Source organism: Devosia sp. 67-54, assembly GCF_001899075.1.
Lineage (GTDB): Bacteria > Pseudomonadota > Alphaproteobacteria > Rhizobiales > Devosiaceae > Devosia_A.
This window is the reverse complement of record NZ_MKVA01000003.1, coordinates 412512-435833: the sequence shown is the minus strand read 5'-3', so window position 1 is coordinate 435833 and position 23322 is coordinate 412512. Positions and strand designations below refer to the sequence as shown.

Sequence of the window (23322 nt, the reverse complement as noted above, 5' to 3'; positions counted from 1 at the left end):
CTTAACCATGATCCGGCTAGGGTCCCGCTTCAGCGTAGCGAATGCGTTTGCTTTTCGCAGTATCGAGTTCGTCGAGTACCAGCGTGATGCCGTTTGAGCCTGCCAACCAGGCCGATGTGCGCTCCCAGATGGGGCGCGAATTGCGCCGCAATGCGCAGAAGACGGTATTCGACGCCCGCCAGCGCCTGACCTCGTCGTCGGGCACCCGCGCCGATTTCGATTTCGAGCTGCTCGACGAATATGCCGATGCGCGCAATTGGGGCGCGCTGGTGCTGCCGGTGGTGTTCGCCATCCTGGCGCTGTTTTCGAGCCTGTGGGTGCCGGTGTATGTCGCGGCGGGCTGGGCGGGGCTGGTCGCGGCGTCCAATGTGGCGGTGGTCCTGGCGGCGCGGCGGTTCAAGGCGGCGTCGCCGGAAAAGTTCAACGCCGCCCGGTGGACGGCGACGTTCATCACGGTCGAGACCATCTACGGCGTGTCGTGGGCGCTGCTGGCGCTGTTCACGCTGTTCGGCACCGACGAAGCGAGCCTGGTGGTGGTGATGTTCGCGCTGGCGCTGGTGGGCATCGCCACCAATGCGGTGTCGACGCGCACCCTGCCCGGCGCCACGCTGATGTCGACGCTGCCGGTGGCGCTGACGGTGGCGATCAACCTGATCTGGATCGGCGGGCCGCTCAACACGCTCAACTGGTCGCTGGCGGCGGTGCTGTGCGGCGGCGAGGTGTTCTTCGTCTACCTGGCGCGGCAACTGCATGGCTCCAAGCTCGAGGAGATCATGCACCAGGCCGAAAAGGACCAGCTGATCAACGAGCTGGAAGAAGCGCGCGAGATGTCGGACGAAGCGCGGCGGCATGCCGAGCAGGCCAACATCGCCAAGTCGCAGTTCCTCGCCACGATGAGCCACGAGTTGCGCACGCCGCTCAACGCCATCATCGGCTTTTCCGAGGTGCTGCAATCGGAGCTGCTGGGGCCGCACCAGGTGCCGCAGTACAAGGAATATGCCGGCGACATCCACCGCTCGGGCCAGCACCTGCTCAACCTGATCAACGAGCTGCTCGACCTGAGCCGGATCGAGGCGGGCAAGTACGAGCTCAACGAGGAGGCGGTGTCGCTGGTCGACATCGCCGAGGACTGCCGGCGGATGATGGAGATCCGCGCCAAGGCCAAGAGCATCGAGCTGACCTTCAGCTATGGCCACAATCTGCCCAAGCTGTGGGGCGACGAGCGCGCCATCCGGCAGGTGCTGCTGAACCTGCTCAGCAACGCCATCAAGTTCACGCCGCAATCGGGCAAGATCCAGTGCGTGGTCAACCGCTCGCCCGACGGCGGGCAGATGATCTCGGTGCGCGACAACGGCCCCGGGATTCCCGAGGAGGAGATCGCCACGGTGCTGAGCTCGTTCGGTCAGGGGAGCCTGGCGCAGAAGACGGCGGAACAGGGCGCGGGACTCGGCCTGCCGATCGTGCAGAAGATCATGGAGCTGCACCAGGGGCGGTTCGACCTGTTCTCGAAGCTGCGCTTCGGCACCGAAGTGATCGCCACCTTCCCGCGCGCCCGGGTGATGGACGCGCTGGCGCCGGTGGTCGAGAAGCGGCACAAGCTGCAGATCTACTCGGAGGCCGACGGCACGCACGGGTGAGGCGGCATGCCATTGAATCGAGGCTCCGAGTGTCTATGTTGCTGGTATGCGCAACGTTGGGTTCGACGAATGAAACATGACGGCGCCAAACGCGAAGTTCACGACAACTACGAGGCGTTCAAGCAACTTTTGCCTGAGTTGATGCTCCGCATTCCAGGCAAGTTCGTCGTGCTGCATCAGCGCAAGATTGAGAGGTCTTTCGATACTTTCGCGGACGCGGTTCAGTTTGGCTCACGTACATTCGGCCGCGGGCATTTCTCTGTGCAGGAAGTTACGGACCGGGTCATAACCCTTGGTGCCTGGTCGTATGCGCTGCATCCCGATACGCATTGAGGCGATCGGCCTCATCGTGCGGATGGGATTGGCCCTGCCAAAATCCGAAGGCGGCAAAGACAACATTCACTGGATCGACGCGCTCATCGACACAGGAGCGACCCATACGTCGGTCAGCGTGGAGATCGCAGTCGCAGTGTCGCTTCCCAATGTCGGCGAGGACGAAATGATTACGCCGGCCGGTAGAGTAGCCATCGACCTGTTTCACGGTGATCTCGCCCTCGATCCTGACATGCCAACGCTATTTCGGGACCGTCGGCTGGCGGGACTCATTCACCGCCAGCCAGAGTTCGACGCCGTTCTCGGCATGGACATGCTAAGCAAGGGCGTCCTGACCTTTGACGGCCCGGCGAAAACGGCGACCTTCTGCTGGTAGTCAGTCCTTGCCGCTGACGCCGGCGCTCTGGAAGGTCGCCATGTGCTGGTGCAGGTGCAGCGCGGTCTTGACGAGGACCATGGCGAGGGCGGCGCCGCTCCCCTCCCCCAGGCGCATGTCGAGGTCGAGCAGCGGGCGGACGCCGAGGCGGTCCAGCACCTTGCGATGGGCAGTCTCGGCCGAGGCGTGGGCGAACAGGCAATGGTCGATGGCGGCCGGATTGACGGCGTGCGCGATGGCGGCGGCGGAGGTGGCGACGAAGCCGTCGACGACCACCGGGATGTGCTGCTGGCGGGCGGCGATGATGGCGCCCAGCATGGCGGCGATCTCGCGGCCGCCGAGGCGGGCGAGGATCGACAGCGGATCGGTGAGGTTGGCGCGGTGGCGCTCGAGGGCGCGGTCGACGGCGTCGGCCTTGCGGCGCAGTCCGGCATCGTCGACGCCGGTGCCGCGCCCGACCCAGTCGGCGCCGCTGCCGCCGTAGAGCGCGGCGTAGAGGGCGGCGGCGATCGTGGTGTTGCCGATGCCCATTTCGCCGATGCCGAGCACGTCGGGTTTGCCGGCGATGGCCTCCATGCCGTAGGCGATGGTGGCGGCGCACATCTTGTCGTCCATGGCGACGGTGCGGGTGATGTCGCCGGTGGGCAGCTCCAGCGCCAGCTCGAAGACCCGCAGATTGAGCTCGTGCTGGGCGCAGATCTGGCTGATGGCGGCGCCGCCCTCGGTGAAATTGGCGACCATCTGCGCCGTCACCTCGCGCGGGAAGGCGCTGACGCCCTGGTCGGTGACGCCGTGATTGCCGGCGAAGATCGCTACCATCGGATCGTCGAAGGTGGGCTTCGACTTGCCCTGCCAGCGCGCCAGCCATTCGACCAGGCCCTCGAGCCGGCCGAGCGAGCCGGGCGGCTTGGTGAGCTGGGCGTCGTGCCGGCGCACGGCGTCGACCGCCGCCTCGTCGCCCTCCGGCACGATGGTCAGGAGCTCGAGGATTTCGGCGAAGGGGCTGGCAGGCATGGCGGACGCTCCCGGTGGGCGGCCTTCATGCGCCGAGTCTGCGCCCGCGCCTAGTCCCATCCGGCCGGGGCGGTGCTTGCCTGGCCTGTGCTTCGGTGGGACAAGGCGGCAACCATCCTGGCGGACCCGCAATTGACCGACGACCCGACGGGGGCGCCCGCGCCGCGCCCGACCAACGACAACAACCCGCTCAAGGGGGACGTCCGATTCGGCGACGATCTGCTGATGGGCATCCGCTTCTTTTCGCGGCTGCCCACCGGGAACGCGCCGCACCGGCGGCCGAACCTCACGCGCATGGCGCTGGCCCTGCCCTTTGCCAGCCTGGCGATCGGCATCGGCCCGGTGCTGGTGCTGCTGGGGCTCGAATGGCTGAACGTGCCGCATTATTTCGCGGCGGCGCTGGCGGTGGCGGCAATGGTGGCGGTGACCGGCGGCATGGCCGAGGACGCGCTGGCGGATGCGCTGGACGGATTGTTCGGCGGGCACGACGTCGAGGCGCGGCTGGCGATCATGAAGGACAGCCGGCACGGCACCTATGGCGTCTGCGCCATCGCGCTGCTGCTGGCGCTGCGCATCGCCGCCATCGGCGCGATCGCCAATCCGCTGGAAGCGGCGGGCGTGTGGCTGGCGGCCACGGTGATGGCGCGCTCGGGGGCGCTGTGGCTGACCGTGGCGCTGCCGGCGGCCCGCACCGGCGGAGCGGCGGCGGCCGCCGGACAGGTGTCGCGGCAGGCCTTCGGCATCGGCGCGGTGTTCATGGTGGTGCTGAGCTTCGTCCTGGCGGCGTTCGCGGTGAGCGTTGCGGGGCTGGTGGTCGCCTATGCGCTGGGCGCGCTGGTGGTGTGGGGCTGGGTGACGCTGTGCCGGCGGCTGATCGGCGGGCAGACCGGCGATCTGATCGGCGCGCTGATGGCGCTGGTGGAGGTGGCGGTGCTGACGGGGTTCATGGTGTTCGTGTGAGCGCGATGCTGACGGCTCCCCCCGCCCTAGCTTCGCTATGAGGGTCTTCTTTGCGCTCTGGCCGATCGATCCCTAGAGGGCTCGATCGGCCAACCGCGGTGGACGCTTGATTTCGCCCCAATCGTCCCCACTATTCCGGCCATGCTGTTTGTCGGTGTCGCATTGCTGGTGGCGGTGGGGATCGGGCTGCTGGTGAGCGCCGATGCCGGGACCGTGCTCGGGCTGTCGCAGGCGCAATTCGCGCAGCTGATCGTGCTGGTGGTGCTGGCGATCGTGTTTGCCGCCGGAGCGTTCTCGCGGCGGCAGAAGTTTTCGACCATCGTTGCCAACGTGGCCATGTGGGGCGCGATCTTCGTCGTCTCGCTGGTGGGCTACACCTATCGCGAGGACATCAAGGGCGTGGCGGCGCGGGTGTTCGGCGAGTTGTCGCCGACCTCGGCGGTGATCGATTCGCGCAATGGCACGGCCCGCTTCACGCGCGGCCTCGACGGGCATTTCCTCGTGGCCTCGCGGGTGAACGGCGCCGACATGGCGCTGCTGTTCGACACCGGCGCCAGCGCCGTGGTGCTGTCCTACGCCGACGCCCGCAAGGCCGGCATCGACGTCGAGGCGCTGAATTTCGACACGCCGGTGACCACGGCCAACGGCACCGGCCGCGCCGCGGTGGTGACGCTGGCCGAGATGGAGGTGGGCGGCATAAGGCGCAAGCGCGTGCAGGCCTTCGTCGCCGACCGCGGGGCGCTCGACGGGAGCCTGCTCGGCATGACCTTCCTCGAAACGCTGAGCCGCTATTCGGTGGCAGGCGACAAGCTCGAACTCTCCGACTAGGGTCGGCCGATCCAAGGGAGGCCGACATGCCCCAACGCGACGATGACGAGCGGCTGCTGCGGCAGGCCTTTGCCGTGGCGCAGCGGGCGCGCGCAAGCGGCGACCATCCGTTCGGCGCGCTGCTGGCGGATGCGCAGGGCACGGTGCTGCGCGAACAGGGCAACGGCTTCAGCGCGGCGGGCGGCGACCGCACGGCGCATGCCGAGCGGCTGCTCGCCTCGTGGGCGGCGACGCATCTCAGCCTCGAGCAATTGCAGCACTGCACGCTCTACAGCTCGGCGGAGCCCTGCGCGATGTGCGCCGGCGCGATCTACTGGGCCGGCATCGGCCGCGTGGTGTTCGGCCAGAGCGAGCGCGACCTCAAGGCGCAGACCGGCGCACATGAGGAGAACCCGACGCTGGACCTGCCCTGCGCGGTGGTGTTCGCCGCGGGGCAGCGGCCGACCGAAGTGGTGGGGCCGCTGCTGGCTGACGAGGCGGCACGATTGCAGGCGGAGTTCTGGTCGTCGAAGGGATAGCGACGAGAACGACGCTACACCGCGAGCTGCAGATCCGGCTCCAGCGCGTCGAGGGCACGGAGGAGGATTTCGGGACCGGCGCCGCGCCTCGCCGCATCGACGCTGAGGATCTGGCGGAAGGTGCGCGCGCCCGGGCGGGCGGCGGCGAGGCCGAGCATGTGGCGGGTGATGGCGTTGAGGCGCGCGCCCCTGGCGAGCTCGCGCTCGGCATAGGCGGCCATGGCCTCGACGACGGGGCGCAGCTCGACGGACGGTGCGGCCTCGCCGAAAAAGCGGCCGTCGACCGCGGCGAGCCGCATCGGCTCGTGGTAGGCGAGGCGGCCCAGCATGACGCCGGAGACGGACGCCAGATGATCCTCGGCCTCGTGCAGCGATTTGATGCCGCCATTGAGCAGCACCGGCACCGGCAGGCGCGCGGCGAGACGATAGACGCGGCCGTAATCGAGCGGCGGGATCTCGCGGTTCTCCTTCGGCGACAGGCCCTTGAGCCACGCCTTGCGGGCATGGACGTAGAGCGCCGCGACGCCCGCCTCGGCCATGAGGTCGGCGAAGCGGTCGAGCGGCGCCTCGATGTCCTGCTCGTCGATGCCGATGCGGCATTTGACGGTGACCGGAAGGTCGGTGGCGTCGCGCATGGCGCGCACGCAGTCGGCGACGAGCTCGGGTTCGGCCATCAGGCAGGCGCCGAAGCGGCCCGACTGCACGCGGTCGGACGGGCAGCCGACATTGAGGTTGATCTCGTCATAGCCGAAGGCGGCGGCGATGCGTGTCGCCTCGGCCAGCTCCCTCGGATCGGAGCCGCCGAGCTGCACGGCGACCGGGTGCTCGACCGCATCGAAGCCGAGCAGCCGATCGCGCGGGCCATGCACGATGGCGGCGCTGGTCACCATCTCGGTGAACAGCAGCGCCCGGCGCGTCAGCAAGCGATGGAGAAACCGGCAATGCCGGTCGGTCCAATCCATCATAGGCGCAACGGAGAAGCGGCGCGCCTCGGCCAGCGATGTGGTTTTTTCGGTCACGAGCAGGATATGGGGGTTACGACGCGCCCGTCCTAGAGCATCGGCGGCGTGCGGACAAGCAAGGCGCGGGATCGGGCTCAGCGGTCTTCGGCGAGGGCGCGGAGATGGTTCAGGGTTTCGGCGGGGAGCGGGATGCCCTGGGCGGTGTTGATGCGGCGGTTGGCGTAGCGGCGGTCGCCGGGGAGGCGCTGCTGGCCGGCGGCGTGGATGGCCTCGACCAGGGTTTCGATGCGGGCGGCGAAATTGCGGGCGTTGCCGCGGTTGGGGTCGATGAGGATGTAGGTCTGGCCGCCATGCGGCGTGGCGGCGCCGGGATGGCGGCTCCAGTCGATCTCCCACGAATAGTCGCCGCCGGCGAGCGCGGCGCCCATGATCTCCATCATCATGGCGATGGACGAGCCCTTGTGGCCGCCAAAGGGCAGCAGCGCGCCGCCCTCGAGCACGGCGTCGGGATCGGTGGTGGGGTTGCCGTCACGGTCGACGCCGATGCCCGGAGGGAGCGCCCTGCCCTCGCGGCGGGCGATCTGCACGTCGCCATTGGACCAGCCCGACGAGGCCTGGTCGAAGACGATGGGGTCGGGATCGCGCGGCACGGCGAAGCCCATGGGGTTGGTGCCGTAGAGGCGCGTCCTGCCGCCGTGTGGAACGACGTTCGACATGGAGTTGATCATGGCCAGCGCCACGAAGCCCTCGCGGGCGAAGGGCTCGATGTCGGGCCAGACGGCGCTGAAATGATGGGCGTTGCGGACGCTGAGCATGGCGAGGCCGTTCTGGCGGGCCTTGGCCATCAGCGGGGCGCGCGCCAGCTCCAGCAGCGGCAGCGAAAAGCCGTTGTGGCCGTCGCCGCGCAGCACGCCCGGAGCCACGTCCTCGAGCGTGGGAACGGCCCTGCCGTCGACCCAGCCGCTGTCGAGCGAGCCGAGATTGCCGGCGACGCGGAAGACGCCGTGGCTGTGGGCGCCGTCGCGCTCGGCGGCCGCCATGTTGTCGGCGAGGGTTTTGGCGACGATGTCGCTGCAGCCGTGGCGCCGGAAGATGATGGCGAGCAGCGCGGCGAGGTCGGCGGTGGAGATGCGCGCGTCGGTCACGGGGCGATCCGCGGCCAGGTGTCGGAGAGCTTGTAGCCCTGGGGCCAGGGGTCGGCAGGATCGAGCATCTCGGTACGCTTGCCGCAGATCCAGGCGCGGCCGGAGATCGAGGGGATGATGGCGGGCTTGCCGCCCAGCATGGTGTCGGCCTCGATGCGGCCCAGAAACTCCGAGCCGATGATGGAGCGGGCGAGATAGCGGTCGCCGACCTGCATCTGCCTCTTGGCGCGCAGCACCGCCATGCGGGCGGAGGCGCCGGTGCCGGTGGGCGAGCGGTCGATCTTGCCGGGCTGGATGGCGACGGCGTTGGCGGCGGTCAGGAGGCCATCGCGCGGCTCCACCGGGCGGGCGATCTGGCAGAAGGAATAGTGCGTCCAGTCGGGATTGGTGGGGTGGCGGAAGCCCAATTGCTCGTTGGCGGCGCGGGTGATGCGGATGCCGGTCTCGGCGAGATCGCGCGCCTCGTCGGGAACGACGGCGAAGCCGAGCGCGTCGGCATCGACGATGACGAAGCTGTCGCCGCCATAGGCGGTGTCGACGGTGAGCGTGCCCAGGCCCTCGACCTCGAGTTTTGCATCGAGGCGATCGGCGAAGCTCGGGACGTTGGTGACGGTGATGCGCTCGGCCTTGCCGTCACGGCATTGGGCGACGATCTCGACGAGGCCGCCGGGAGCTTCGAGCGTGAGGCGGGTCTCGGGCTCGGTCATCGGCACGATGCCGGTGTCGAGCAGGACGGTGGCGACGCAGATGGAGTTGGAGCCCGACATCGGCGGCGTGTCCTCGGGCTCCATGATGATGAAGCCCATCTGCGCCTTCGGATTTTTCGGCGGCACCAGCAGATTGACGTGGCGGAAGACGCCGCCGCGCGGCTCGTTGAGGACGAAATTACGCAGCGTCTGGTCGGTGGCGATGAAGCGCGACTGGGCCCACAGCGTGTCGCCGGGCGGTGGCGCGACGCCGCCGACGATGACGTCGCCGACCTCGCCCTCGGCGTGGCAGGAGACGATGTCGATGGAACGGGTGGTTCTCATGGCTGGCCCGGGTGGGTGTGGCCCCCACCCCCGGCCCCTCCCCGCAAGGGGGAGGGGGGCGATAGAACCGATGGCTCAGTCGGGCTTCCTCCCCCCCTGCGGGGTGGGAGCAGCGCGCACGATACTCTCATCGGATCACCTGCACGGGATCGCCCAGCACGTCCCATTTGGGGGTAACGCCGAGGCCGGGCTGGTCGGAGGCGGTCATGAAGCCGTGCTCGCGTCGGGGGGCGCCGTCGGCGGTGGAGACAGTGACGTAGGAATTGAAGTCGGTGGCGGTGAAGCAGAAGCGCTCGGGCGTCGAGCGGGCGAGGTGCGCGATGGTGGCGGTGACGATGTCGCCGCCCCAGGTGTCCTCGATGGTCATCGGGATGGAGTGGCTGACGCAGAGGTCGCGCATCTGTTTTGCCTTGGTGAGGCCGCCGACCTTGGAAATCTTGAGGTTGATGACGTCGAAGGCGTCCTCGGCGATGCCCGTTACCAGATCCTGCACCGAGCCGATGTTCTCGTCGAGGACGAAGGGCAGCGCCGTGCGGCGGCGGATGGAAAGGCTTTCCTCGTAGGTCATGCAGGGCTGCTCGATATAGACGTCGAGGTCGCGCACGGCGGCGACGACGCGGGCGGCGTCGGCCTTGGTCCAGCCGGTGTTGGCGTCGGCGACGAGAATGTCGGTGGGCGCGAGGATGGCGCGGCAGGCGCGGATGCGGGCGATGTCGTCGGCCGCATCGCCGCCGACCTTGAGCTGGAACTTGGTGTAGCCTTCGGCGCGGTAGCCGGCGATCTTTTCAGCCATACGCCCGGCGTCTTCCTGGCTGATGGCGCGGTAGAGCGCAATTTTATCCTGCTCGCCGCCGCCCAGCAGCTTGTACACCGGCAGGCCGGCGACCTGGCCGAGAATGTCCCAGCAGGCGATGTCGATGGGCGCCTTGACGTAGGGGTGGCCGCGCAGCACCGCGTCCATGTGGTGGTTGAGCGGCCAGAGGTCGGTGGGGTCGTGGCCAATGAGCTTCGGGCCGATCTCGTCGAGGCCGGCGCGCACGCCCCTGGCGTAGCTGGGCAGATAGGCCGAGCCGAGCGGGCAGCATTCGGCATAGCCGGTGATGCCGGCATCGGTCTCGACGGCGACCACGGTCGAGTCGAACACTTCCATGAAGTTGCCGCCCGACCAGTTGTAGCGGCCTTCGCGGAGCGGGAGATCGACCTGGTAGATGCGGATGGCGGTGATTTTCATGGATGCTGTCCTTCGACCGGCGATTCAGTCGGGCTCCCCTCCCCCTTGCGGGGAGGGGTTTGGGGTGGGGGCAGATTGCCCAGGATCCGGTGCGCGCGGCCCCCACCCTCGGTCCCTCCCCGCAAGGGGGAGGGAGGCGCCGGAACCGCTAATCTTGCGACAGGATCAGACAAGCGAAAAACCGTGGGCGAAGGGGTCGCGGTCGTCGATGAAGATGGTGTTGATGCCGGTCTGGCGAGCCCAGCCGGCGATGGAGGGGACGATGCCGTCGAGGTTGCCGACGCGCACCGCCTGCTCGACGCGGCCCTTGAAGATGGAGCCGATGATCGATTCATGGATGAAGGCGTCGCCGACCTTGAGCTTGCCGCGGGCGAACCACTGCGCCATGCGGGCGGAGGTGCCGGTGCCGCAGGGCGAGCGGTCGATGGCCTTGTCGCCGTAGAACACGGCGTTGCGGGCGGTGGAGCCGGGCTGCAGCGGCCGGCCGGTCCACATGATGTGGGTGCAGCCCTTGATGTTGTCGTTCTCGGGGTGAAAGAAGCTGTAGCGCTCGTTCATCGCCCGGCGCAGAACGGGACTCCAGCGCAGCAGATCGCCAACCGACACGTCGGCGAGGTCGGAAAAGTTCTCCTGTGGGTCGACGATGCAGTAGAAATTGCCGCCATAGGCGACGTCGACGGTGAGCCTGCCGAGGCCGGGGCAGTCGATCTCGAGGTCGCGCGAATGGAGGAAACTCGGTACGTTGGTGAGGCGCACCTCATCCACGTACTCGCCGTCCATCGTATACTCGGCCACCACCTTGCCGGCGGGGACGTCGAGATTGACGACGCCGGGCGTCTTCGGCTGCACCAGGCCGTTCTCGATGGCCATGGTAACGGTGCCGATGGTGCCGTGGCCGCACATATAGAGGCAGCCCGAGGTTTCGATGAACAGCACCGAGATGTCGCAATCGTCGCGCGTCGAGGGATAGAGGATCGAACCACTCATCATGTCGTGGCCGCGCGGCTCGAACATCAGGCCTTTGCGGATCCAGTCCCAATGGTCAAGGAAGTCGGCGCGCCGCTCCATCATGGTGGAGCCCTTGAGCAGCGGCCCGCCGCCGCTGACCAGACGCACGGGGTTGCCGCAGGTGTGGCCATCGATGCAGGAGAAGGTGTGGCGTGCCATGATGAGGTGGTCCTAGAAGCGTTGCGGCGAAAACGGCGCGAGGTCGAGCGACGGGGCCGCGCCCGTCACGAGATCGGCGAGCAGCCGGCCGGTGGCGGCCGACTGGGTGAGGCCGAGATGGCCGTGCCCGAAGGCATAGAGGATATGCGGCGACGGACGCGAGCGGCCGATGGCCGGCAGCGAATCCGGCAGCGACGGGCGAGAGCCCATCCACTGGCGGCCGCCTTCGGTCCTGAGGCCGGGCATGAACAGGGCGGCCTTCTTCAGCATCGCGTCGGAGCGCTTGAAGTTGGGCGGCAGGTCGAGGCCGCCGAACTCGACGGCGCCGCCGACGCGGATGCCGGTCGACAGCGGCGTGACGACGAAGCCGTGGCCGGGAAAGACGAGCTGGCGGCGAAGGTCGAAGGCGCCGGGCGGCAGCGTGGTGTTGTAGCCGCGCTCGGTGTCGAGCGGGATGAGATCGCCGAGCGGCGCGGTGAGGCGGCGCGACCAGGCCCCGCACGCCACCACCACCTTGCCGGCGGTGAGCGACGTGCCATCGGCGAAATCGAGGGCGGCCCCCTGCCCCAGCGGGCGCAGCGCCTTGACCTCGGCCTGGCGGAAGGCGACGCCGCGAGCGGTAGCGGCCTTGCCGATGGCGAGCGCGAACTCGTAGGGATCGCTGACGGTCTGCCATTTCGGGATGAAGGTAGCGGCGACGAAGCGCGGATCGAGCCCCGGCTGCAGCGCGGCCAGATCGGCGCCGCGGACGATGCGGATCTCGATGCCCTCGCGGGTCTTGGCGTCGATCTCGGGCTGGGCGCGGCGGAGCTCGGCCTCGCTCTCGTAGAGCTCGAGCACACCGTCGGAGCGCACGAGGCTGGCGATGCCGGCGGCGGCGACGAGCGCCTCCATCTCGGCGCGGGCAAGACGCATCAGCGCCGCCTGCGCCTTGACGCCGGCGGCGACACGGTCGGGCCAGCCGGCGCGCCAGAAGCGCAGCATCCACGGGGTGATCTGCGCCAGATATTCGGGACGCACGGTGAGCGGCCCCAGCGGGTCGCCCAGCCATTTCGGCAGCTTGCGCAGCACGTCCTTGGTGGCGAGCGGCATGATGTCGGAGAAGGCGAAGGCGCCGGCATTGCCGCGGCTGGTTTCCTCGGCCATGCCCTTGCGATCGACCAGCAGCACCGCGCGGCCGGCCTCGGCGAGCTTGAACGCGCTCGCGAGGCCGACGATGCCGGCGCCGACAATGACGATTTCCGCGTCCACGGTGGTGCTCAGGCCACCAGCTTCAGTTGCGGACGGGTGTCGATGGTGTGCTGGATGACGGCGGCGATCTTCCGGCGCTCCTCGCCCTCAAGGGTGAGGCGCGGCGCGCGCACCCATTCGCTGCCCTCGCCGGTCATCTGGTTGGCGAGCTTGATGTACTGCACCAGCTTGGTCGCCACATCGAGATGCAGCAGCGGCATGAACCAGCGGTAGAGCTCGACCGCCTCGGCCAGCTTGCCCGCCTTGGCGAGCCTGTAGAGCTGCACGGCTTCGCGCGGGAACGAATTGGCGAGGCCCGACACCCAGCCGACGGCGCCGAACAGCGCATTCTCGAGGAACAGATCGTCGACGCCGGAGACGATGGCGTAGCGATCACCGAGGCGGTTGATCATGTCTGTGATGCGGCGGCTGTCGTGGCTCGATTCCTTGACCGCAACGATGTTCTTCTCGCTGGCGAGCTCGGCGAAATCCTCGGGCTTGAGATCGACCTTGTAGGCCACGTGATTGTTGTAGATCATGATCGGCAGGTCGGTGTTGCGGGCCAGCGTGCGAAAGTGGTTGATGCTCTCGCGCGCGTCGGTCTGGTACACCATGGTGGGCAGCGCCATGATGCCGGCGGCGCCGGCCTTGCCCATGCGGTTGGCGGCGTCGATGGCGAGCCTGGTGGTGTATTCGGCAACGCCGGCGACGACCGGGACGCGGCCCTTCACCGCCTTCACGGCGGCGGCGACGACGGCGTCCTTCTCCTCGGGCGCCAGCGAGGAATTCTCGCCGAGGGTGCCGAGCATGACGAAGCCTTCGCAGCCGGCGCTCAGGCAGGAGTCGATGTGCCGGGCGGTGGCCTCGAAATCGAGATCGCCATTCTGCTTCATCTCGGTCATCAATGCGGGGATGACGCCGCGCCAGGTGAGTGTCATATCGGAAGTCCTTCAGTGTGCAGGGAGTGAGAGATGCAAATCGGATTCATCGGCACGGGCACGATTTCGGCGGCCGTGATCGAGGGGTTGCAGTCGCTGCCCGAGGCGCCCGAGATCGTGGTCTCGCCGCGCTCGGAGAGCACGTCGCTGGCGCTGGCCGCGAAATTCCGGAACGTCAGCCGCGCCGGCTCCAACGCCGAGGTGGCCAGGGCCGACATCGTGTTCCTCGGCATGCGCCCGGCGCATCTCGACGAGGCGATGGCGGGCATAAGCTTCGACAAGGGCCAGATCGTGGCGAGCATGGTGGCCGGCTTCGGCCTCGCCGAGATCAAGGCGCGCTGGCCGCAGGCGACGGCGTGCCGCTTCGTGCCGCTGCCCGGCATCGCGCGCGGCGTCGGGCCGATGGCGACCTATCCGGCGGTGCCCGAGATCGTGCGGCTGATGGCGCCGCTGGGCGACCTGTTCGTGGCGGCGGACGAGCGGCGGCTGCAGTTCGGCGGGCTCAGCGCCTTCATGTCGAGCTATTTCGAGCTGCAGCGGGCGCTGATCGACGTCGGCACCGGAGCCGGGCTCAGCGAAACCGAAGCGCGCAGCTATGTGGTGTCGCTGCTCGGCATGCTGGCCGACACCGCCAGGCATACGCCGGCGCAATCGTTCGACGGGCTGGCCGCGGAGCACCAGACCCGCGGCGGGCTCAACGAGCGGGTGCGCGCGGAGCTGCTGGAGAAAGGCTGGTTCGACGTGCCGGGCGCCGCCCTGCAGGCGACCACGGGGCTGGGATACAAGACGCTGGGGTAAGTCTTGTGCGCCGGTGGATGTGGGGGCCGCGGGCATCGGGGTCATCGGGTCTCACGCGCCAAGGTACGCCTCCACGATAGAGGTGCTGGCACCGAGCGTCTCGGCGTCGCCCGCCATACGGACGGCGCCGGTTTCGAGGACGTAGCCGTAGTCGGCGAGCTTGAGGGCGAGGCGGGCGTTCTGCTCGACCAAAAGGATGGTGACGCCGGTCTGGTTGAGGTCGCGGATGATGCGGAAGGTTTCGAGCACCAGCTTGGGGGCGAGGCCCATCGACGGCTCGTCGAGCAGCAGCACCTTGGGGCCGTGCATGAGGGCGCGGCCGATGGCAAGCATCTGCTGCTCGCCGCCCGACAGCAGCGAGCCGTCCTGGTGCTGGCGCTCCCGGAGGATGGGGAACAGGCTGAAGGCGTGCTCGAGGCGCTCGCGGCGGAGCTTTGGATCGGCAACGGTGAAGCCGCCGAGCTCGAGGTTTTCGCGCACGCTGAGGCCGCGCAGCACGTGGCGGCCTTCCGGCACGTGCACGACGCCGAGGCGGGCAATGTCGCTGGCCTTCCTGCCGACCAGTTCCTGGCCCTCGAAGGTGACCGAGCCCGCAGTGGCGCGGACGAGGCCGGAGATGGTCTTGAGCGTGGTGGTCTTGCCGGCGCCGTTGGCGCCGAGCAGCGTCACGATCTCGCCGGCGCGGACTTCGAGATCGATGCCGTGCAGCGCGCGGATGCGGCCGTAGCCCGCTTCGACGCCCTTGAGGGACAGCACGACCGGAGCTTCAGAGCGCAAGGGCGGCCTCCGCGTCTTCGCTGCCCAGATAGGCTTCGATCACCCGGGGGTTGGCCTGGATTTCCCGAGGCGTGCCCTCGGCGATCATGACGCCGTGGTCGAGCACGCTGACGCGCTCGGAGATCGACATCACGAGGCCGGTGTCGTGCTCGATAAGCAGCACCGCCACGCCGCGCTCGTCGCGGATGCGAGCGATCAGCGTCACCAGCTCGGCCTTCTCGCCCTTGGTGAGGCCGGCGGCGGGCTCGTCGAGCAGCAGCAGCTTGGGCTCGGTGGCAAGGGCGCGGGCGATCTCGACGCGACGCTGGTGGCCGTAAGCGAGGGTGGTGGCGTCGCGCTCCCACTCGGCCGGATCGATGCCGACGAAGCGCAGGCAGCCGGCGGCGACGTCGTGGATGTGCGCCTCTTCGCGCTGCTGCGCCGGCAAATGCAGCACGGCGCCGATGGCCCCCGCCCGCGAGCGGCAATGCTGGCCCGACATGACGTTTTCGAGCACGCTCATTTCGCGGAACAGGCGGACGTTCTGGAAGGTGCGGGCGATGCCGGCGCGCGTCACCTGGTGCGGCTTCATGCGGCGCGTCTCGACGCCGTCGAACACGATGCTGCCGCGCTGCGGCTTGTAGAAGCCGGTGATGGAGTTGAACAGCGAGGTCTTGCCGGCGCCATTGGGGCCGATGAGGCTGGCGATGGCGCCCGCGTCGACGGCAAAGCTCACATCCTGCAGCACGCGATTGCCGGCAAAGCCGAGGGACACGCCCTTGAGGTCGAGCAGGGCCATCAGCGTTTCGCTCCGCTCGGCCAGATGCCGCTGGGGCGGAACAGCATGATCAGCAGCAGGCCGACCGCGAAGACGAGATAGCGGAAGCTGCCGAGGTCGCGCAGCAGCTCGGGGCCGAGCACGACGATGAAGGCGCCGAGGATGACGCCCGGGATCTTGCCCATGCCGCCCAGGATCACCGCCATCAGGAACAGCGTCGACTGCTGGAAGGAGAAGCTCTGCGGCGAGATGGCGGTGAAGTTCACCGCGAAGAAGGCGCCGCCGATGGCGCCGTAGATGGCACCGATGATGTAGGCGGCGAGCTTCACCCGCACGCGGTCGATGCCCATGGCCTCGGCGGCATCCTCGTCGTGCCGGACGTAGAGCCAGGCGCGGCCGAGCCGCGATCTCGCGAGGCGCACGGAGACGAAGATGCCGATGACCGCGAGCAGCAGGAAGACGTAGTAGAAATCGGTGGAGCCGGCGATGTGCCAGCCGAACAGCCAGGGCTGTTCGATGCCGGAGATGCCGCTGGCGGCGCCGGTGATCTGCAGATTGCGCGCGGCGATGCGCACGATCTCGCCGAAGCCGAGGGTGACGATGGCGAGGTAGTCGGAGCGCAGCCTGAGCGTCGGGCCGCCGATGATGATGCCGGCGCAGACGGCGGCGAGTACCGCGACCGGGATCGTGGCCCAGAAATTCCAGCCGAAGACGGTGGTGAGGATGCCCACCGAATAGGCGCCAACCGCAAAGAAGGCGGCGTAGCCGAGATCGAGCAGGCCGGCATAGCCGACGACGATGTTCAGGCCGAGCGCGAGGATGGTGTAGAGCAGCGCGTTGGTGAGGATCACCACGGCGTAGGGGCCGAGCAGCGGCGCCGCGACCATGGCGGCGAGGATCACGACGATGGCGGCGGCGCGCTTGGCGGGAGTGTCGAGCAGGAGGCCGAGGCCGCCCCAGGCGCTGGGCCGGGAGACCACCGATTGCGGGCCGGGTGAGCCGGGTTCGAGCGCCATCACATGCGCTCCTGTTCGGATTTGCCGAGAAGTCCCGTGGGCTTGAACACCAGCACCAGGATCAGCACCGAGAACGAGAACACGTCCTTCCAGGCGCTGCCGATGCCGGGGATCTGCGTGCCGAAGCTTTCGAGCAGGCCGAGCACCAGGCCGCCGAGCATGGCGCCGGGGATCGAGCCGATGCCGCCGATGACCGCGGCGGTGAAGGCCTTGAGGCCGATGAGGAAGCCCATGAAGTACCAGATCGAGCCGTAATAGGCCCCGGCCATGGTGCCGGCGGCGGCGGCGAGCGCGGTGCCGACGAAGAAGGTGACGGCGATGATGCGGTTGACGTCGATGCCCATCAGCTCGGACATGTCCTTGTCGACCGACACGGCGCGCATGGCGCGGCCATACTGCGTGCGGGAGACGAACAGCTCGAGTGCCAGCATCAGCACCGCGGCGGCGCCGGCGAGCGCGATCTGCTTGTAGTTGATGAAGATGTCGCCCAGATTGATGCCGGCGAAGCCGAGCTTGGGGCTGAACGGCATGACCTGGCCGCCGGTCAGCGACAGAACGCCGTTCTGCAGCACCAGCGAGACGGCGAGCGCGGTAATGAGGATGGACAGCCGCGGAGCCTTCAGCATCGGCGCGTAGGCGATGCGTTCGATAAAGACGCCGAAGAAGCCGACGGCGAGCATCGACAGCAGGATGGCGAGCCCGACGCCGACCCAGCTCGTGCCGACGGCGCCGGCGACCAGCGACAGGGCGAGCAGGCCGATGAAGGCACCGACCATGTAGAGATCGCCATGGGCGAAATTGAGCAGCTTCACCACGCCGAAGACCATGGTGTAGCCGAGCGCGACGAGCGCGTAGAACGAGCCCAGCACCAGGCCGTTCACCAATTGCTGCAACAGGATGGTGGTCAAGGTCATTGGCGACTATCCCTGGCGGTGCGGAGAGGCCCGGACCAGCTACCGGATCATTTGATCCGGCGGCCGGTCCAGGTCGTTGTCAGGCCTCCCCGCACACGATTTGCGATGGAGGGTTACTGGGCCAGGGCCCAGGCGCCGCCCTTGGCCTCGATGACGATGAAGTTCGAGCGGGCCAGGGTGTGGTCGGGCCGGAAGCTGATTTCGCCGGCGAGACCCTTGTAGTCTTCCTTCGACAGCGCATCGATGACCTTGGCGCTGTCGGTGCCGCCGGCCTTGCTGATGGCGTCGGCGAGCAGCTTCATGCCGTCATAGGTGAGCGGGCCGTAGGAGCTGGGCGCGACGTTGAACTTGGCCTGGTAGGCATCGGCAAAGGCCTTGGCGTCGGGCAGGAACTCGGCGGTCGGGCTCGAGAAGGCGAAGACGCCCTCCGACGCGTCGCCCGCGAGCTTGAGCAGATTGGTCGAGGTCGAGCCGTCGCCGACATAGATCGCGCCCTGGTAGCCGCCCTCGCGGAGCTGCTTGATGAAGGGGCCGCCGTCGTCGTCATAGGCCGTCCAGAACACGGCGTCCGGGTTGGCCGCCTTGATCTTGGTGACGACGGATGAAAAGTCCTGCTCGCCGTGGTTGACCGTCTCGAAATCGGCAACGGTGCCGCCGCCTTCGGTGAAGCTCTTTTGCGCCAGCGTCGCCAGATCCTGGCTGTAGGCGTCGCCTTCGTTGACGATGGCCAGCGACTTGACGCCCTTGGCCTTCCACACGTCGATGGCCTTGGCGACCTGGTCGTTGCCGGTCGAGTTGATCATGAAGGCGTTGCCCGGATTGGCCGGGATCAGCTTGGTGGAGTTGGCGGCGGTGATGATGAAGGGCAGCTTGGCGTCGCCGAAGATCTTCAGCGTCGGGATGGTGGCGCCGGAGCAATAGCCGCCGACCACGCCGGCGATGCCGGAGGAGGCGAGCTTGGTGGCGGCGTTCACCGCCTGCTGCGGATCGCAGCCATCGTCGCCGACGACCATCGAATAGGTGTTGCCGCCGCCGGCCTTGTTGAGCTCGTCCATGGCGAGTTGCACGGCGTTGGCCATGTCCTGGCCGTAGCTCGCCTGGCCGCCGGTGGTGGGCACGAGGACGCCGATCTTGATGTCGGCAGCAAAGGTTGCGGTGCTGAGCGCCAGAGCCAGCGTCAGGCCGGCGAGTGCCGAGGTCATGGTCAGTTTCATAGATGGTCTCCCTGTTGCAGTGTGTTCACGTGCGCCGCCCGAAAACGGCTCTTAACGACCGACACGATACGGGCGACTGCCGATGCTTCTGCATGCATCTTGTCGACAGATTGCACGCAGACGGATTTCGTGTCAATCGAAGGGGAAATGGAGTGTGGAACCGATGGCCAATCGGGCATCGACCATGACAGGCACGACCCGGCCGGTGCGCGGCGCCGGGGTGCAGACGGTGTATGAGCGGCTGCAGTCGGCGATCGTCAATCTGGAGCTGCCGCCGGGCAGCCCGCTCGACGAGGTGCGGCTGAGCAAGCAGTTCGCGATGTCGCGCACGCCGATCCGCGAGGCGCTGGTGCGGCTGATGGCCGACGGGCTGGTGACCGCCCTGCCCAACCGCAGCACCGTGGTGGCGCCGATCGATTTCGAGAAGCTGCCGGTGTATTTCGAGGCGCTGACGCTGATGTATCGCGTTACCACCCGGGCGGCGGCGCTGCGGCGGACGCCGGCGCAGATCGAGGTGATCCGCGCGGCGCAGGCGGATTACGTCGAGGCGGTGGAGCGCAGCGACGCGGTGGGGATGATCTCGACCAACCGCGAGTTCCACCTCGCCATCGCCGAGGCCGGCGGCAACGCCTATTTCACCCGCTGGTTCACGCGGCTGCTGGACGAGGGACGGCGGCTGCTCAGGCTCTATTATTACGCCTCGTTCGACGACCATCTGCCGCGCAAATATGTCGACGAGCACGAGGCGATGATCGTCGCCATCGACAAGGGCGACGCCGAGCGCTGCGACGAGTTGGCGACCCAGCACGCGGCGCAGATCGTCAAGCAGATCCAGAGCTACATCGCCCGCGACGTCACGGCGACGATGCGCCTCGGCGACAAAATTGCTCCCGTCCGCCGATCGCGCAAATAGCTCCACTCAGCTTTCTCCCAGCGCCATCAGGCTGGCATTGCCGCCGGCCGCGGCGGTGTTGATGCTGACCGATACCTCGTGCACCAGCATGTCGCGGTTGACGTCGGCCGCCGACTGCACCGGCACGATCTTGCCGGGACGCGCCGCCACCTGCACAGCAATATCGGCAACGCGCGCCGCATCGCCTTCGACCAGCACGCCGTCGATGCCGGCTTCGGTGGCAGGCGTCGCCGCCAGCCGCGCCGCCGGCGCCAACTCTCGCACCACGGCGGCGCCGACCACGGTGCCGTCGACCACGGGACTATTGCGCGTGGCGATCACCGCGTCGAGCATGCGGCTCAGTCCCTCGCGCGTCTGCGGCAGCAGCAGGATTTGGCCACGTGGCGCGGTGCGGTAGAGGTTGGATTCGCCCACCGGCCCCGGCAGCAGCTCGGCCAGATCGTTGTCGGCGGGGCGCTGCCGCACCAGCCGCCGCACGTAGAGCGGACCGCCGGCCTTGGGGCCGGTGCCCGACATCCCCTGCCCGCCGAAGGGCTGCACGCCGACGACGGCGCCGATGATGTTGCGGTTGACGTAGATATTGCCGGCGGCGATGCGCGCGGTGACGTGGTCGATGGTGTCGTCGAGCCGGGTGTGCAGGCCGAAGGTGAGGCCGAAGCCGAGGCGGTTGACGGCATCGACGACGCCGTCGAGGTCGCGGCGGCGGTAGCGCACCACGTGCAGCACCGGGCCGAACACTTCGCGGTCGAGCTGGTCGATGCGATCGAGCTCGATCAGCGTCGGCGGCACGAAGGTGCCGGCACCGCCGGGCAACGGCGTCTGCGTGACGCGGTGGCCGGCGGCGCGCATGGCGTCGATGTGCGCGGTGATGCGGCCGGCCGCCTCGGCGGTGATCACCGGGCCGATATCGGTCGCGAGCACGGCGGGATCGCCGATGCGCAGCTCCTGCATGGCGCCCTTCAGCATCGCCAGGGTGCGGTCGGCGACGTCGTCCTGCAGGCAGAGCAGGCGCAGCGCCGAGCAGCGCTGGCCGGCGCTGTCGAAGGCCGAGGACAGCACGTCGTTGACCACCTGCTCGGTGAGCGCCGAGCTGTCGACGATCATGGCGTTGATGCCGCCGGTCTCGGCGATCAGCGGGATGGGGCCGCGCGGCGCGAGCTGCTTCTGGATCAGCCGCGCCACTTCGTTGGAGCCGGTGAAGACGACACCGGCGACCTTGGCGTGGCCACAGAGCGCGGCGCCGACATCGCCCGCGCCCGGCAGAAACTGCAGCGCCGCGCGCGGCACGCCGGCCTGGTGCAGGATAGCGACCATGGCGGCGGCGGTGAGCGGCGTCTCCTCGGCCGGCTTGGCGAGCACGGCGTTGCCGGCGGCAAGCGCCGCGGCGGCCTGGCCGGTAAAGATCGACAGCGGGAAGTTCCACGGGCTGATGCAGACCACGGTGCCGAGCGGCGCCGCATCGGGGCCCAGGGCCTCGGCCTGGTCGGCGTAGTAGCGCAGGAAATCGACGGCCTCGCGCACTTCGGCGATGCCGTTGGCGGCCGACTTGCCGGCCTCGCGCATCATCAGGCCGAGAAATTGCGGCAATTGCGCCTGCAGGCGGTCGGCGGCATCGCGCAGGATGCGGGTGCGGTCGGCCAGCGGCGCCCAGCCCGGCGTAACCGCGGCGAAGGCGCGGTCCACCAGCGCGGGCGGCGCGAACATCGCGGTGCCGACGATATCGGCGGGGTCGGCCGGATTGCGGAGGGTGACCGGCGTGCCGCCGGCCGGTCCATCGACGAGGATGGGGTTCGCAGTCCAGGTGCCGGCGGCGGCCTGCAACTGCGTGGTCAGGTGCTCCAGCACGAGATCGTCGGCGAGGTCGAGGCCGGCGGAATTCTGCCGGGCGCCGAGGATGCTGGCGGGCAGCGGGATCTGCGGATGCGGAGCGCCGGCGGGAACGATGGCGGAGGCCACCGCCGCCGGATCGGCGACCAGTTCGTCCACCGGCACCGAGTCGTCGCCGATGCGGTTGACGAAGGAGCTGTTGGCGCCGTTTTCGAGCAGGCGGCGCACCAGATAGGCGAGCAGCGTGCCGTGCGTGCCGACCGGCGCATAGATGCGGCAGGGGCGGTCGAGATTGTCCGGGCCGACGACGTTGCCGTAGAGCGGCTCGCCCATGCCGTGCAGGCACTGGAACTCGTAGTTGCCCTGCTGGAACGATGCTCCAGCCAGCTCGTAGATCGAGGCGACGGACTGGGCGTTGTGGGTGGCGAATTGCGGGAAGACCGCGTCGCGGGCGGCGAGCAGCTTCTTCGCCGAGGCGAGATAGGAGACGTCGGAATAGACCTTGCGGGTGAACACAGGATAGCCGCCGAGGCCGTCGAGCTGCGCCTGCTTGATCTCGCTGTCCCAGTAGGCGCCCTTGACGAGCCGCACCATCAGGCGGTGGCCGCTGCGGTGCGCCAGGTCGATCAGCCAGTCGATGACGAAGGTGCAGCGCTTGCCGTAGGCCTGCACCACGAAGCCGATGCCGTCCCAGCCCTTGAGCTCGGGGTCGAAACACAGCGCCTCGAGCAGGTCGAGCGAGATGTCGAGGCGGTCGGCCTCCTCGGCGTCGATGTTGAGGCCGATATTGTAGCGTTTGGCGCGCGCCGCCAACGCCTTGAGGCGCGGCAGCAATTCGGCCATGACGCGGTCGAGCTGGCTGCGGCGGTAGCGCGGATGCAGCGCGCTCAGCTTGATGGAGATGCCCGGCCCGGCGATGGGGCCACGGCCGGCCGAGGCGGCGCCGATGGCGTCGATCGCATCCTCGTAGGCCTTGAGGTAGTGCGCGGCATCCTCAGCGGTGGTCGCCGCCTCGCCGAGCATGTCGTAGGAATAGAGGAAGCCCTTGCGCTCGAGGCGGCGGCTGTTGCGCAGCGCTTCCTCGATGGTCTGGCCGGAGACGAAGGTCTCGCCCATCATGCGCATGGCGAGATCGACGCCGGTGCGCACGATCGGCTCGCCGCCGCGCGCGATGAGCCGGCCCAGCGCCCGCGCCAGTCCCTCCTCCGGGATGGCGGCGGTAATCTTGCCGGTGACCATCAGGCCCCAGGTGGCGGCGTTGACGAACAGCGTGCGCTCGGGCCCCAGATGCGCGCGCCAGTCGCCGCGCGAGACCTTGTCGCGGATTAGCGCGTCGCGAGTGGCGTCGTCGGGGATGCGCAGCAGCGCCTCGGCGAGGCACATCAGTGCCACGCCTTCTTCGCTCGACAGCGAATATTCCTGGATCATGCCGGCGATGCCCTGGCTGGGGCCGGAGGCGCGCAGCTTGCGCACCAGATCGGCGGCGAGGCGCTTGATCCGCGCGGCGGTGGCCGGATCGACCGAGGCCTGCGCGATCAGCGGCGGCACGCAATCCGGCTCGGGGCGGCGGATGGCGGCACGGATCGCCTGGCGGAGAGGGGTTTGCGGACGCGGTGGACCAGCGAAATCCAAAAACGGCGCAACGCCGTTCTGCTCCGTCGTTTCGACCGGGCTTACCAACGCATCTCGTCTCCCACTCCGGCCCCCAGCTTAGCGGCGATTTCCCGTAGCTCCAT

General features: G+C 68.5%; 22 protein-coding genes. 8 read left to right on the top strand and 14 right to left on the bottom strand.

The features are described from left to right. Positions 1-86: 86 nt before the first annotated feature. From BGO82_RS04810 to BGO82_RS04800, 3 genes are all read left to right on the top strand, one after another. Positions 87-1637: a HAMP domain-containing sensor histidine kinase gene (locus BGO82_RS04810; RefSeq protein WP_291304414.1), complete on the top strand. Its 1551-nt coding sequence runs from the start codon at positions 87-89 to the stop codon at positions 1635-1637. A gap of 69 nt (positions 1638-1706) precedes the next feature. Then, entirely contained in the window at positions 1707-1970 is a 264-nt protein-coding gene (locus tag BGO82_RS04805; RefSeq protein ID WP_291304413.1) for a hypothetical protein, read from the top strand. Further along, positions 1945-2346 (top strand): hypothetical protein, encoded by a 402-nt coding sequence (locus BGO82_RS04800; protein ID WP_291304412.1) that lies wholly within the window; start codon positions 1945-1947, stop codon positions 2344-2346. Before BGO82_RS04805 ends, BGO82_RS04800 begins: the two co-directional genes overlap by 26 nt. Here the strand turns inward: BGO82_RS04800 and cobT are convergent, their stop codons facing one another. Continuing rightward, on the bottom strand, positions 2347-3360 hold the full coding sequence (cobT, locus tag BGO82_RS04795) for a nicotinate-nucleotide--dimethylbenzimidazole phosphoribosyltransferase (protein ID WP_291304411.1): 1014 nt from the start codon (positions 3358-3360) through the stop codon (positions 2347-2349). A gap of 132 nt (positions 3361-3492) precedes the next feature. On the opposite strand from cobT, the gene BGO82_RS04790 reads away from it, so the two are divergent. The 3 genes from BGO82_RS04790 to BGO82_RS04780 all read left to right on the top strand — a co-directional run bounded on the left by BGO82_RS04790 (position 3493) and on the right by BGO82_RS04780 (position 5666). After that, complete coding sequence (locus BGO82_RS04790) at positions 3493-4320, top strand: adenosylcobinamide-GDP ribazoletransferase (protein WP_291304410.1); 828 nt, start codon at positions 3493-3495, stop codon at positions 4318-4320. Positions 4321-4461: 141 nt separating this feature from the next. After that, a complete protein-coding gene (locus BGO82_RS04785; RefSeq protein WP_291304409.1) occupies positions 4462-5148 on the top strand; it encodes a TIGR02281 family clan AA aspartic protease in 687 nt (228 codons plus the stop codon). A 26-nt stretch (positions 5149-5174) separates the two neighbouring features. Next, a complete protein-coding gene (locus BGO82_RS04780; RefSeq protein ID WP_291304408.1) occupies positions 5175-5666 on the top strand; it encodes a nucleoside deaminase in 492 nt (163 codons plus the stop codon). 14 nt (positions 5667-5680) lie between these two features. Here BGO82_RS04780 and dusA read toward each other — a convergent pair whose 3' ends face one another. The 7 genes from dusA to BGO82_RS04745 form a co-directional block, all read right to left on the bottom strand. Continuing rightward, entirely contained in the window at positions 5681-6691 is a 1011-nt protein-coding gene (gene dusA / locus BGO82_RS04775) for a tRNA dihydrouridine(20/20a) synthase DusA (RefSeq protein WP_291304444.1), read from the bottom strand. A 71-nt stretch (positions 6692-6762) separates the two neighbouring features. Beyond that, complete coding sequence (locus tag BGO82_RS04770) at positions 6763-7773, bottom strand: Ldh family oxidoreductase (protein WP_291304407.1); 1011 nt, start codon at positions 7771-7773, stop codon at positions 6763-6765. Then, the gene (locus BGO82_RS04765; protein WP_291304406.1) at positions 7770-8804 is read right to left on the bottom strand and encodes a proline racemase family protein; all 1035 of its coding nucleotides are present in this window, start codon (positions 8802-8804) and stop codon (positions 7770-7772) included. Before BGO82_RS04765 ends, BGO82_RS04770 begins: the two co-directional genes overlap by 4 nt. A 127-nt stretch (positions 8805-8931) precedes the next feature. After that, positions 8932-10035 (bottom strand): cis-3-hydroxy-L-proline dehydratase, encoded by a 1104-nt coding sequence (locus BGO82_RS04760; protein WP_291304405.1) that lies wholly within the window; start codon positions 10033-10035, stop codon positions 8932-8934. Between the two features lie 165 nt (positions 10036-10200). Beyond that, the gene (locus tag BGO82_RS04755) at positions 10201-11202 is read right to left on the bottom strand and encodes a 4-hydroxyproline epimerase (RefSeq protein WP_291304404.1); all 1002 of its coding nucleotides are present in this window, start codon (positions 11200-11202) and stop codon (positions 10201-10203) included. A gap of 12 nt (positions 11203-11214) precedes the next feature. Further along, positions 11215-12453, bottom strand: coding sequence for an FAD-binding oxidoreductase (locus BGO82_RS04750; protein WP_291304403.1), 1239 nt, complete (start codon positions 12451-12453; stop codon positions 11215-11217). Positions 12454-12461: 8 nt separating this feature from the next. Further along, on the bottom strand, positions 12462-13370 hold the full coding sequence (locus BGO82_RS04745) for a dihydrodipicolinate synthase family protein (protein ID WP_291304402.1): 909 nt from the start codon (positions 13368-13370) through the stop codon (positions 12462-12464). A 33-nt stretch (positions 13371-13403) separates the two neighbouring features. Between BGO82_RS04745 and BGO82_RS04740 the strand changes: the two genes are divergently transcribed. After that, positions 13404-14168 carry an NAD(P)-binding domain-containing protein gene (locus tag BGO82_RS04740; protein ID WP_291304401.1) on the top strand — a complete coding sequence of 255 codons (765 nt, stop codon included), beginning with the start codon at positions 13404-13406 and terminating at the stop codon, positions 14166-14168. Positions 14169-14219: 51 nt separating this feature from the next. On the opposite strand, the gene BGO82_RS04735 is transcribed toward BGO82_RS04740, so the two are convergent. The 5 genes from BGO82_RS04735 to BGO82_RS04715 all read right to left on the bottom strand — a co-directional run bounded on the left by BGO82_RS04735 (position 14220) and on the right by BGO82_RS04715 (position 18846). Next, positions 14220-14924 (bottom strand): ABC transporter ATP-binding protein, encoded by a 705-nt coding sequence (locus BGO82_RS04735; protein ID WP_366246923.1) that lies wholly within the window; start codon positions 14922-14924, stop codon positions 14220-14222. 10 nt (positions 14925-14934) lie between these two features. Continuing rightward, positions 14935-15723, bottom strand: coding sequence for an ABC transporter ATP-binding protein (locus BGO82_RS04730; protein ID WP_291304399.1), 789 nt, complete (start codon positions 15721-15723; stop codon positions 14935-14937). Beyond that, the gene (locus tag BGO82_RS04725) at positions 15723-16718 is read right to left on the bottom strand and encodes a branched-chain amino acid ABC transporter permease (protein WP_291304398.1); all 996 of its coding nucleotides are present in this window, start codon (positions 16716-16718) and stop codon (positions 15723-15725) included. The genes BGO82_RS04730 and BGO82_RS04725 overlap by 1 nt, the downstream gene beginning before the upstream one ends. Continuing rightward, a complete protein-coding gene (locus BGO82_RS04720) occupies positions 16718-17632 on the bottom strand; it encodes a branched-chain amino acid ABC transporter permease (protein WP_291304397.1) in 915 nt (304 codons plus the stop codon). The genes BGO82_RS04725 and BGO82_RS04720 overlap by 1 nt, the downstream gene beginning before the upstream one ends. 113 nt (positions 17633-17745) lie before the next feature. Further along, positions 17746-18846, bottom strand: a complete 1101-nt coding sequence (locus BGO82_RS04715; RefSeq protein WP_291304396.1) for a branched-chain amino acid ABC transporter substrate-binding protein — start codon at positions 18844-18846, stop codon at positions 17746-17748. Positions 18847-19030: 184 nt separating this feature from the next. Between BGO82_RS04715 and BGO82_RS04710 the strand changes: the two genes are divergently transcribed. Continuing rightward, entirely contained in the window at positions 19031-19759 is a 729-nt protein-coding gene (locus BGO82_RS04710; protein ID WP_291304395.1) for a GntR family transcriptional regulator, read from the top strand. A 6-nt stretch (positions 19760-19765) separates the two neighbouring features. Here the strand turns inward: BGO82_RS04710 and putA are convergent, their stop codons facing one another. After that, on the bottom strand, positions 19766-23266 hold the full coding sequence (gene putA / locus BGO82_RS04705; RefSeq protein ID WP_291304394.1) for a bifunctional proline dehydrogenase/L-glutamate gamma-semialdehyde dehydrogenase PutA: 3501 nt from the start codon (positions 23264-23266) through the stop codon (positions 19766-19768). Between the last annotated feature and the right edge of the window lie 56 nt (positions 23267-23322).

Bases quoted from the DNA above. Each gene is read 5' to 3' on its own strand.
- BGO82_RS04810 (WP_291304414.1), top strand. From the start codon at position 87: ATGCCGTTTGAGCCTGCCAACCAGGCCGATGTGCGCTCCCAGATGGGG.
- BGO82_RS04805 (WP_291304413.1), top strand. From the start codon at position 1,707: ATGAAACATGACGGCGCCAAACGCGAAGTTCACGACAACTACGAGGCG.
- BGO82_RS04800 (WP_291304412.1), top strand. From the start codon at position 1,945: ATGCGCTGCATCCCGATACGCATTGAGGCGATCGGCCTCATCGTGCGG.
- cobT (WP_291304411.1), bottom strand. From the start codon at position 3,360: ATGCCTGCCAGCCCCTTCGCCGAAATCCTCGAGCTCCTGACCATCGTG.
- BGO82_RS04785 (WP_291304409.1), top strand. From the start codon at position 4,462: ATGCTGTTTGTCGGTGTCGCATTGCTGGTGGCGGTGGGGATCGGGCTG.
- BGO82_RS04780 (WP_291304408.1), top strand. From the start codon at position 5,175: ATGCCCCAACGCGACGATGACGAGCGGCTGCTGCGGCAGGCCTTTGCC.
- BGO82_RS04765 (WP_291304406.1), bottom strand. From the start codon at position 8,804: ATGAGAACCACCCGTTCCATCGACATCGTCTCCTGCCACGCCGAGGGC.
- BGO82_RS04760 (WP_291304405.1), bottom strand. From the start codon at position 10,035: ATGAAAATCACCGCCATCCGCATCTACCAGGTCGATCTCCCGCTCCGC.
- BGO82_RS04755 (WP_291304404.1), bottom strand. From the start codon at position 11,202: ATGGCACGCCACACCTTCTCCTGCATCGATGGCCACACCTGCGGCAAC.
- BGO82_RS04745 (WP_291304402.1), bottom strand. From the start codon at position 13,370: ATGACACTCACCTGGCGCGGCGTCATCCCCGCATTGATGACCGAGATG.
- BGO82_RS04740 (WP_291304401.1), top strand. From the start codon at position 13,404: ATGCAAATCGGATTCATCGGCACGGGCACGATTTCGGCGGCCGTGATC.
- BGO82_RS04730 (WP_291304399.1), bottom strand. From the start codon at position 15,723: ATGGCCCTGCTCGACCTCAAGGGCGTGTCCCTCGGCTTTGCCGGCAAT.
- BGO82_RS04725 (WP_291304398.1), bottom strand. From the start codon at position 16,718: ATGGCGCTCGAACCCGGCTCACCCGGCCCGCAATCGGTGGTCTCCCGG.
- BGO82_RS04720 (WP_291304397.1), bottom strand. From the start codon at position 17,632: ATGACCTTGACCACCATCCTGTTGCAGCAATTGGTGAACGGCCTGGTG.
- BGO82_RS04715 (WP_291304396.1), bottom strand. From the start codon at position 18,846: ATGAAACTGACCATGACCTCGGCACTCGCCGGCCTGACGCTGGCTCTG.
- BGO82_RS04710 (WP_291304395.1), top strand. From the start codon at position 19,031: ATGACAGGCACGACCCGGCCGGTGCGCGGCGCCGGGGTGCAGACGGTG.